The 9,798-nt window shown below is 70.5% G+C and carries 8 protein-coding genes; 3 read left to right on the forward strand and 5 right to left on the reverse strand.

Translation table 11 applies throughout. The features are described from left to right. Window positions 1-103 precede the first annotated feature (103 nt). Window positions 104-1,051 carry an FKBP-type peptidyl-prolyl cis-trans isomerase gene (locus JAO81_RS25190; RefSeq protein WP_199550209.1) on the forward strand — a complete coding sequence of 316 codons (948 nt, stop codon included), beginning with the start codon at window positions 104-106 and terminating at the stop codon, window positions 1,049-1,051. A gap of 183 nt (window positions 1,052-1,234) precedes the next feature. On the opposite strand, the gene JAO81_RS25195 is transcribed toward JAO81_RS25190, so the two are convergent. After that, window positions 1,235-3,412, reverse strand: a complete 2,178-nt coding sequence (locus JAO81_RS25195; protein ID WP_199550210.1) for a hypothetical protein — start codon at window positions 3,410-3,412, stop codon at window positions 1,235-1,237. A gap of 191 nt (window positions 3,413-3,603) precedes the next feature. Then, window positions 3,604-4,404: a carbon-nitrogen family hydrolase gene (locus JAO81_RS25200; protein WP_199550211.1), complete on the reverse strand. Its 801-nt coding sequence runs from the start codon at window positions 4,402-4,404 to the stop codon at window positions 3,604-3,606. 173 nt (window positions 4,405-4,577) lie between these two features. Between JAO81_RS25200 and JAO81_RS25205 the strand changes: the two genes are divergently transcribed. Continuing rightward, on the forward strand, window positions 4,578-5,402 hold the full coding sequence (locus JAO81_RS25205; RefSeq protein WP_199550212.1) for a maleylpyruvate isomerase family mycothiol-dependent enzyme: 825 nt from the start codon (window positions 4,578-4,580) through the stop codon (window positions 5,400-5,402). A gap of 24 nt (window positions 5,403-5,426) precedes the next feature. On the opposite strand, the gene JAO81_RS25210 is transcribed toward JAO81_RS25205, so the two are convergent. Further along, on the reverse strand, window positions 5,427-6,737 hold the full coding sequence (locus JAO81_RS25210; RefSeq protein WP_199550213.1) for a nitrate/nitrite transporter: 1,311 nt from the start codon (window positions 6,735-6,737) through the stop codon (window positions 5,427-5,429). Next, on the reverse strand, window positions 6,734-7,396 hold the full coding sequence (locus JAO81_RS25215) for a GntR family transcriptional regulator (RefSeq protein ID WP_199550214.1): 663 nt from the start codon (window positions 7,394-7,396) through the stop codon (window positions 6,734-6,736). The genes JAO81_RS25210 and JAO81_RS25215 overlap by 4 nt, the downstream gene beginning before the upstream one ends. A 272-nt stretch (window positions 7,397-7,668) precedes the next feature. Between JAO81_RS25215 and JAO81_RS25220 the strand changes: the two genes are divergently transcribed. Next, window positions 7,669-8,586 carry a serine hydrolase gene (locus JAO81_RS25220; protein ID WP_199550247.1) on the forward strand — a complete coding sequence of 306 codons (918 nt, stop codon included), beginning with the start codon at window positions 7,669-7,671 and terminating at the stop codon, window positions 8,584-8,586. 21 nt (window positions 8,587-8,607) lie between these two features. Here JAO81_RS25220 and JAO81_RS25225 read toward each other — a convergent pair whose 3' ends face one another. After that, window positions 8,608-9,609, reverse strand: coding sequence for a DMT family transporter (locus JAO81_RS25225; protein ID WP_199550215.1), 1,002 nt, complete (start codon window positions 9,607-9,609; stop codon window positions 8,608-8,610). Window positions 9,610-9,798: the final 189 nt, after the last annotated feature.

Raw genomic sequence — 9,798 nt, forward strand, 5'->3', positions numbered from 1 at the left:
AACGAGCGTACGGCAGGCGGCTTTTCGCGTGCGGTACGCCGGTGGGCGAGGGGGCGGGGCAAGGCTGAGAGGCCCGTACCCGCCCCCGCTCGAAGGAGACCCCGTGGCCGCACCACCCCGCCGCGCACGGCGCACCGCCGCACTCGCCGTTCTCGCGGCGCTGATCCTGCCCGCACTCGGCTGCGGCGAGAAGGCGCAGAACATCCCCGAGGTGAAGGGGGAGTTCGGCAGCCGGCCCGAGGTCGCGATGCCCACGTATCCGCCGCCGAAGGACGCGCGGATGACGGTCCTCGTCGAGGGCGAAGGACCGGTGACCCGCAAGGGCCAGGTGATCGTCACCGATGTGGACATGCGGATCTGGGAGAGCGGCCGCGCCCTGATGGACACCTACCGGCTCGAACAGCCGACGACCGCGGTGCTCGACGGCCAGCATGTCTCGCGTACGTGGGACCAGGCGCTGATCGGCCGCAAGGCCGGCAGCCGGGTGCTGCTCGTCTCGCCGGCGACGCACGGCTTCGGGCCGCACGGCATGGCGCCCGCGCAGGTCACCCCGACGGACCACATGGTCCTGGTCTTCGACGTGATCGGCGGCTACGACCCCAAGGCGCAGGCGGCGGGCCCGGGCAAGTGGCCCGCGAGCGGCGGGTTCCCGTCGGTGAGCGTGAAGGCGCCGGGCGCCGAGCCGGTGATGGCGGACTTCGGTGCGGAGCCCAGGAAGGTCGGCGTACGCACGCTGGTCGAGGGCAAGGGGGCGCCGCTCAAGGCCGGGCACAGCGTCGTGATGCAGTACACGGGTGTGGTGTGGGGGACGAAGACGCCGTTCAACTCCACGTATCTGCGCAATGGTCCCAACGGGTTCGTGATGAAGGACGCGGCGATGCTGCCGGGATGGTTCGAGGCGCTCGAGGGCAAGCGCGTCGGCAGCCGCATCCTGGTCACGGTGCCGGGGAACGAGCGGCCCGGCTTCACGCACACCAAGGGGGCGCTCGGGATGCCGAAGGACAAGCCGGCGGCGTACGTCCTGGATGTGGTGGACACGCGGCCGCGCTGACGGCTTGGCGATGGCCCGCGCTGAATCCACAGGCTGTGGACAGGAGTTGACGGCGCGACGGCGCGGCGCCTGGGGGGGGGGGGGCTGCCGGGGCGGGGGGGGGTTTCGGCGGGGCGGCGCCCCCCGGAGGCGAGTCGCCTCCGGGGCCGCGGTGTCTTTCAGCGGGTCACCGTCGTACGGAGATCACTCCGCGCACTGGGCGGCGCGGGTGCCGCTGGTGATCCAGCCACCGCAGTCGATCAGCTGGCCCGCGTCCTCCTTCACCACGAAGGTGTCGAAGACCCGGTTGCCCGCGTTCGGGTCACCGGGGGTGGACAGGTCCGTCCAGCCCTCCAGCTGACCGGTCGCGTTCGCGTCGACCTTGGTGTCGATCGTGATCGTCGGGGCCTGCTTGCCCGGGGCGATCACACCGTCGTGCTGGCAGGTCACGGTCCGGCCGACAATGGCGCACTGCCAGCCGCTGCCCGCGGCCTTGACCGGGGTGACACCCTCGGGGAAGGTGCGCGACACCGTCGTACGACCCGTGGTCGGGCCTGCCTCCGGCGCGTTGGACACGTCGATGGTGAACTGGGCGGGCTTGCCCGCGATCACATCGCCCTTGGGCTTGGTCACGACGCTCAGGTTCGGGTCCTTGGCGGGCGCCGGCTTGACGTCGGTGGTGTCCTTGACCGGACCCGTGCCCTTGCCGCCGGTGGTCGCCTCGGTGCTGCCCTCGAGCGGGCCCTTGGCGTCGTCGTCGACCTCCGTGCCGATGGAGATCGGCGGGTAGCTGTTGCCCGGGTTCAGGACGTCGTTGCCGGTGCCGGGACGGGTGCAGGTGACGGTCTGGCCGTCGATCTTGCAGGTCCAGCCCTCACCGACCGCGTTGATCGGCTTGACGCCCTCCGGGAAGGTACGGACGACCTTGACCTCGCCGTTGGTCGCACCCGCGTCGGGCTTGTTGGCCACGTCGATCTGGTATACGGCGGGGGCTCCGCCGACCACGTCGCCGACCGGCTTGGTGGTGACCACGAGCGCGGGGTCCTTGGCCGGCGTCACCGTGAAGCTGCTCGTGTCGGGCTGCTTCGGGGCCGAACCGGGCGTCGTGGCCTGCGAGGTGATGTTCTTGTCACCCTTCGCGTCGGCCGCGATCTCGGTCTTCACCTTGACCGGCGGGTAGGAGTCGCCGGGCTTGAGCGCGTCGGCGCCGGTGCCCGGACGCTTGCAGGTGACCGTCTGTCCGGCGATCTTGCAGGTCCAGCCGTCGCCGGAGGCCGCGACCGGCTTGACGCCCTCGGGGAAGGTCTGGGTGGTGACGACCTCACCGGTGGTGGGTCCGGCCAGCTTGTCGTTGGTGGTGGTCAGCTCGAACTCGGCGGGCTCGCCCGCGTTGACCGGGCCCTTGGGCAGGACGTTGGTCGACAGGTTCGGGTCCAGGGTCTCGATCTTGCCGTTCCACACCTCGTGGATGGCGGTCGAGTTGCCGGTGCTGGCCGCGATGCCGATCCGCAGCGAGTCGGGCACCTTGGGCTGGCCCTTGATCTCGTCGAGGTCGACCGGCTCGATGACCTCGCGGACCGGACGCCCGTCGTGGAAGTCGATGGAGACCTTCATGACGCCCTCGTGGGACAGCTCGACGATGGCGGTGCGTCGCGCCTCGGCGCGGTTCTTGGCGCCGTCGGCGGCGAGCAGCCGGGTCGACTTGTAGGTGGCGACCAGCGGGTTGTTCACGGCTGCCGCACCACGCACGGTGATCGAGTTCGGCGTACGCCCGCTGAGGCCGCCGGCCGCGTCGAAGTCGTCCGAGGTGAAGTTGCCGTAGACGTCCAGTCCGACGCCGAGGTAACCGCCCCCGATCCCCACATAGCCCAGTCCTGCACCGTTCTGGCCCGACTTCTTCGGCATCTCGGCGGCACCGTCGAGCAGCATCAGCGAGATGCCGTCGGCGGGGTCGCCCGGACGGCCGGGGCTGTAGACGGCGAAGTCCACGCTGAACTTCATGCCCGCGCGGGCGGGAATCGCCCTGCGCGAGATCACATAGCCGTTCTGCTTCTTGCTGTTGGTCGTCAGGCGCAGAGCACCCTCGCCGGCCTTCTCGCCCACCGGCTTCTGGCACTTCTTGAGCGGGCCCTCCTCACCGGCCGCCGCCGTGAGGCAGGCGAAGCCGGTCGGGTCGCCCACGGTGTACGGGCCGCCGTACCACTTCGCCTCGTCGACCGAGGCTCCGGTGAACGGCTCCGAGGAGATCTCCTCCGCCGACGCCGACAGGGGAGCCGCGAGGGACAGCCCGAGTGCCACCACGGTGGCCAGTCCGAACGGAGCCGAGAGACGGGCCCTGAGCGGCCCCGCCTTCCGGCCGCGCCTGTGTCCGTTTTCCGTCATTAGGGTGCCTCCTCGGGCGCACCACGCCCTGCACGGGACCTGATGATGACGTCACGTATGCAAGTGATTGCACACAGTGACCGATTTTCGATCATCAGAACACCGGCCCCGGGGCGCCGCGATCGGCGAAGCCCATGCGGGTGACGGGGTTTTCCGGCCCGGCAGGCGGACCTTCCCGCGACTACGGTGCGTCAGCGCGGGCGTGACGGAGCGTCCAGGCCGAGAACTCGGTCCTTCAGCGCCGGAAACTGTTCACGGGTGGCCGCCACGCGAGCGGGATCGAACTCCACGCGCAGCACCTCTTCGTCGGCTCCCGCCTCGGCGAGCACCTCGCCCCAGGGGTCCACCGCGATCGAGTGCCCGGCCTGCTCGACGCCCGCGTGGGTGCCCGCCGTACCGACCGCGAGCACGAAGCACTGGTTCTCGACCGCGCGCGCCTGCGCGAGCAGCGTCCAGTGGGCGCGGCGGCGCTCCGGCCAGCCGGCGGAGACGATCAGGGTCTCGGCCCCCTGGTCCACGAGCGTCCGGTACAGCTCGGGGAAGCGGAGGTCGTAGCAGGTCGTCACGCCGAGCGTGGTCCCCGGATGTGCGACGGTCACGGGCTCGCCGCCCGCGCCCATCATCACCGCCTCGCCCTTGTCGAAGCCGAAACGGTGGATCTTGCGGTACGTGGCGGCGAGTTCGCCGTCGGGGGAGAACACCAGAGCCGTGTTGTAGAGGGTGCCGTCGGTCGCGCGCTCCACGATCGAGCCCGCGTGCAGCCAGACTCCGGCGTCGCGCGCGGCCTTGGCCATCGCCTCGCGCGTCGGGCCGTCGAGCGATTCGGCTTCCTGCGCGAAGAGTTCGTACGCGAAGGCCCCGGTCGGCCACAGCTCGGGCAGCACGACCAGATCGGCGCCCGCTTCTTCCCGTACCAGCGAACCCACGTACTCCCGACGGGAATTGGCCGATTCGTCCGGGTTTACCGCGATCTGGATGAGCGAGGCGCGCACACTACCACCGTCCTGGCATTCGAACCGGCGGGCCCGGGTCAATCAGGACCTACGATCGTCACTCGAAAGCACTGCAAGGGGCCCTCGTGGCAGCGTAACTTAAGGGCGCGAGAGCCTCTTCTGCATGCCGCCGCCGAGCCCGCGCACCCGAACCGCCCGAGGGGTCCCGTCCTGTGAGTCTCCATCCCAGCCTTCAGTCCTACGCCGACGCCTGGACCCACTCCGTGGAAGCGATATCCGAGCTGGTGCAGCCGCTCGCGGAGGGTGAGTGGAGCTGGGCGACGCCCTGCCCCGGCTGGTCGGTGCGCGATGTCGTCTCCCATGTCATAGGCATCGACTGCGAGATGCTCGGTGATCCGCGGCCCATCCACACGCTGCCGCGCGACCTGTACCACGTACAGACGGAGTCGCAGCGGTACATGGAGATGCAGGTCGACGTGCGCCGGCACCACACCGCGCCCGAGATGACCTCCGAGCTGGAGTACACGATCATCCGGCGCTCACGGCAGTTGCGGAACGAGACGCGGGACCCCGGCACGAAGGTGCGCGGTCCGCGCGGCACCGAGGAGACGCTCGAAGAGGCCATGCGCCGGCGCGCGTTCGATATCTGGGTGCACGAGCAGGACCTGCGGACCTCGCTGAAGAAGCCCGGCAACCTGGACTCCCCCGGCGCCCTCGTCGCCCGCGACGTGATGCTCTTCTGGCTGCCCCAGGTGGTCGCCAAGCGGGCCGGTGCGCCCGCCAATTCGGCCGTCGTCTTCGATGTGCACGGCCCGGTGGACTTCCTTCGTACGGTACGGATCGACGCCGACGGCAAGGGCACCATCGACGGCGCCCCCTCGCTCGGCCCCGCCGTGACGCTCGCGCTCGACTGGGAGATCTTCTACAAGCTGGCCTGCGGACGCGTGAAGCCGGCCGCGGTCGCCGACCGGATCAAGGTCGAGGGCGACCAGGGCCTCGCGCAGGCCATCATCGACAACTTCGCGATCACCCCGTAAGAACTCTTCGGGGCGATACGGGAGTTACGCCGGTACGTGCACGACCTCCACGCGGCTGGCCACGAGCCGTTCGCGCTCGCGGCGGGCCCCGTGCCGGCGCAGGCGCAGGATCTGGGTGACGCCCCGCGCCTCGGGGACGAAGATCGAGCAGAACGCGATGCGGTAGTTGTCGCCGGTCGCATCGAGCAGCACACCGACCGCGAGCAGGGTCGTCATGGAGGCCACGAAGCCGCCCATGTTGACGATGCCGCTCGCGGTGCCCTGGCGCTGGGGCGGGTTGGCCGGCCGGGCGAAGTCGAAGCCGATCATCGAGGCCGGACCGCAGGTGCCGAGCCCGAGGCAGAGCAGGATGAGCAGCCACACCGGCGCGCGGTCGCCGGACAGGCCGAGCGTCGCCGCCCACAGGAGCGCGGTCAGGGCGATCGTGCCGAGCGCGAGCGGGGTGCGGGCCTTGTGATGGCGGGCGATGATCTGGCCGTAGACGAGGCCGATGGTCATGCTCGACAGGACGGTGAGCGTGAGGAGTTCACCGGCGGTGTCCCGGCTCAGGCCCTGCGCCTCGACCAGGAACGGCATCCCCCACAGCAGCGTGAACACCATCATCGGGAACTGTGTCGTGAAGTGCACCCACAGACCGAGCCGCGTACCGGGTTCGCGCCAGGCCGCGGCGATCTGCCCTCGTACGGAAGCAAGGCCCTGGGGCCCGGACGGCTTCACCGGCTCGGGGGCGTGGCCCTCGGGGTGGTCCTTGAGGAAGAGCAGCATCAGGACGAGGACGACGACACCGGCGAGCGAGCTGCCGAGGAACGCGGCGGTCCAGCCGACACCGTGCAGGAGCCGGGCGAGCAGCAGGGTGGAGACGAGGTTGCCGCCCATGCCGATCAGGCCGGCGAGCTGGGCGACCAGCGGGCCGCGGCGGGCGGGGAACCAGCGGGTGCCCAGGCGCAGGACGCTGATGAAGGTCATCGCGTCACCGCAGCCGAGCAGGGCGCGGGCGGCGAGCGCCATCCCGTACGAGGGTGCGAGGGCGAAGGACAGCTGGCCGAGCGTGAAGAGCACCGCGCCGATGGTCAGCACCTTCTTGGTGCCGAGGCGGTCGACGAGCAGGCCGACGGGTATCTGCATCCCCGCGTAGACCAGGAGCTGCAGGATCGAGAAGGTCGACAGGGCGGAGGCCCCGACGTCGAAGCGCTCGGCGGCATCGAGGCCCGCCACACCCAGCGAGGTGCGGAAGATGACCGCGACGAAGTAGACGGCGACACCGATCGACCAGACCATCACGGCGCGCCGGCCACCGGGCGGATCGCCCGGCAGACGTACGGCGGCAGCGCTCATCGTGCTTCCCCGCGCGCCAGCGTCTGGAACCAGCCGATGTGCCGGTGGATCACCGCGACCGCCCGGTCCGCGTCACCCGCGCGCAAGGCTTCGAGGATCTCGCCGTGCTCGCCCAGGGTCTTGGTGGTGCGGTCGGGGTGGGAGTGCATCACGGCGATGCCCATCCTCAACTGCCGGTCGCGGAGCTGGTCGTAGAGCCTGGAGAGGATCTCGTTGCCGCCGCTGCGCACGATCTCGGCGTGGAAGCAGCGGTCGGACTGCGCGGCGCCCGTGTAGTCACCGGCCGCGGCCTGCTCCCGCTGCCGCCCGAGCAGTTCCTCCAGGCGCGCGATGAGCCGCGGCGAGGCGGGCACGGCCTTGCGCACCGCGTGCTCCTCGACGAGCAGCCGTGTCTCGACCACGTCGGCGATCTCCTGCGCCGATACGGGCAGCACCAGCGCACCCTTCTTCGGGTACAGCTTGATGAGCCCCTCGACCTCCAGCTTGAGCAACGCCTCCCGTACGGGGGTGCGCGAGACCCCGACATCGGCGGCGAGCTCCCCTTCGGTGAGCAGCGTGCCGCCCTCGTAACGCCGGTCCAGAACCGCCTGCTTGACGTGCTGGTAGACGCGTTCGGCGGCGGGGGGCTGCTTCAGGGCGGGGGCGGGTGCTGCGGGCATGCGCACAGCTTAGATACAACACGTACGCAAGGGGAGGTGCGTCCGGGATGCGGACGGATCCGAGGGGCCGATGGACGGGTTCGGGGGCGGGCAGAGGGCGAGCCGAATCGTGACACTCGATTTCCACCTCCCGTACATCCATCCGCACCACTCGTCCGTCTGGTCTACGGGCATCACATCAAGGGTGCCCGTCGGTGAACACACCTTTCGGAGCTGTTGAGTTGATATCTGCCATTAAGGGCACCCACCGGCGCAGCCGCAACCGCGCGCGCATCCGCAACGGCGCCATCGCCACCGTGGTCGCCGGCGGCATCGCCTTCGCCGTCCAGCCGCTGATCTCTCCCGCGCAGGCGGCGGCGACCCTGCCGACCCTCAGTGCCAAGGGGGCCTTCCTCCTCGACAACGCCACCGGGGCCAAGAAGTACGGCAAGAACGCCGACATCAAGCGTCAGATGGCCAGCACCACCAAGGTCATGACGGCGGCCGTGGTGCTCGACACCCCGGGCCTGAACCTGGACCGCAAGGTCACCATCAAGCAGTCCTACCGGGACTACGTCGTCCGCAACGGCGCCAGCACCGCGGACCTGCGCACCGGTGACAAGATCACCGTGCGCTCGCTGCTCTACGGTCTGATGCTGCCGTCCGGCTGCGACGCCGCGTACGCGCTCGCCGACGCCTTCGGCAGCGGCACCACCGAGTCGGCGCGTACCAAGTCGTTCATCAGCAAGATGAACAGCAAGGCGACCGCGCTCGGGATGACGAACACGAAGTTCGACTCGTTCGACGGCATCTCGACCACGGGCAACAACTACACGACGCCCCGCGACCTCGCGAAGCTCGCGCAGCACGGGATGAAGTCGGCGACGTTCCGCGGGGTCGTCAAGACCACCAAGAAGTACGAGTACGCGACGTCGTCCACGGGCGGCACGCGCAAGTACACCTGGTACAACACCAACAAGCTGCTCGGCTCGTACGGCGGCGCCCTCGGTATCAAGACCGGTACGGGCACCGCGGCCGGTCCCTGCCTGGTGTTCACGGCGACCAAGAACGGCAAGACCTACACCGGCGTCATCCTGAACGGCACCGACCGCTTCAACGACGCCGCGAAGCTGCTCGACTACGGCTTCGGCACGAGCACCGCGTCGACGATGCAACTGCGCAAGCTGCCGCCGGGCGCCCAGCGCGACTAGTCGGGGTTCGGGCCTCCGCGCTCAGCGCGAGAGAGGCTCCGTGGACTCGGCAGCGGGCCGGTTCGTCGTCTCCGATGAGGCGACGACCCGGCCCGTCCGCGTTCCCGCCAGCGCCGCCATCACCACCGCGACGAGAGCGAGCGCGACGCCGGCGAAGGTCGCGGGGGTGATCTCCGTGTCGCCGTGCGGCAGCAGACCGTCGAGGGCGAGGGAGCCGATCAACTGGCCGGTGATGGTGCACAGTCCGAGCACCAGGACGCCCAGCTTCTGGACGGCGGCGACGGCGACGGTGATGAACACGATGCCGACGAGCCCGCCGACGTACAGATACGGCCGGGTGGGCAGCCCGGCCGGCAGGCCGGCGAACGCGGCGTGCACGAGGAAGGCGGCCAGGAGGGCGGCCGCTCCGGTGGCGAAGTTGAAGAAGGTGCCGGTGTAGGCGGAGCCGGCGGTGTTCTTCACATGGCCGTTGACGGCCTGCTGCCAGCTGACGCAGACACCGGCGACGAGGGGGAGTGCCAGCATCGCGTACGGGAATCCGCCGCCGAGCTTGTCGGCCATGGAGATCCCGACGGCGACGAGCACGAGGACCGCGCCGATGACCCGGCGCCTGGTGGGCCGCTGCGGTCCGGCGGGCCCGAGGCCGATCCGGTCGAAGACCAGGCCGCCGCCGACCTGCCCGGCCACGATGGCCACGGTGAAGAGCGCGACGCCGAGCGCGGTGACGGTCAGGCCCTGGGCCAGGACGAAGGTCGCGCCGCCGAAGCCGCCGACGACCTGCCACCACTTGAGCCGCTCCTGTCGTACGGCGGCGAGCACCCGCCCCACACCCCGCCGGGGCTCGGCGAAGAGGAGCAGCCCGAGCGCAAGGACCACGAACCCGGAACCGAACGAGATCACCGCCGCGGCGAACCCGTCCTTGCCGAGCCCCGCCGCGAGCTCCCCGTTGATCCGGGACTGCAGGGCTATGAGGGTCCCGGAGAACGTGGCGAGCAGCACCCAGGGTGCTGTGGTGAGGCGCATCGACGGATCCTTGTACGTACGGGGGTGCGGGAGGCGGAGCCCCCGCTGGGACGCAGGGGGCCGAGCCCCGGCGAAACTACCCCCGGCTTTCCCGATGGCCCAATTCCATGGGGTCCGGGGGGTCCGCCCCCCGGCCCCCCGGGGCGCCCCCCCCCGGGGGCCGCCCCCTTCGCCGGTTCAGGGCCGCCC

It is taken from the genome of Streptomyces sp. N35 (assembly GCF_016464295.1).
Taxonomy (GTDB): Bacteria; Actinomycetota; Actinomycetes; order Streptomycetales; family Streptomycetaceae; genus Streptomyces.

Coding starts and splice junctions, on each gene's coding strand:
- JAO81_RS25195 (WP_199550210.1), bottom strand. CDS start 3,412: ATGACGGAAAACGGACACAGGCGCGGCCGGAAGGCGGGGCCGCTCAGG.
- JAO81_RS25210 (WP_199550213.1), bottom strand. CDS start 6,737: ATGAGCGCTGCCGCCGTACGTCTGCCGGGCGATCCGCCCGGTGGCCGG.
- JAO81_RS25215 (WP_199550214.1), bottom strand. CDS start 7,396: ATGCCCGCAGCACCCGCCCCCGCCCTGAAGCAGCCCCCCGCCGCCGAA.
- JAO81_RS25225 (WP_199550215.1), bottom strand. CDS start 9,609: ATGCGCCTCACCACAGCACCCTGGGTGCTGCTCGCCACGTTCTCCGGG.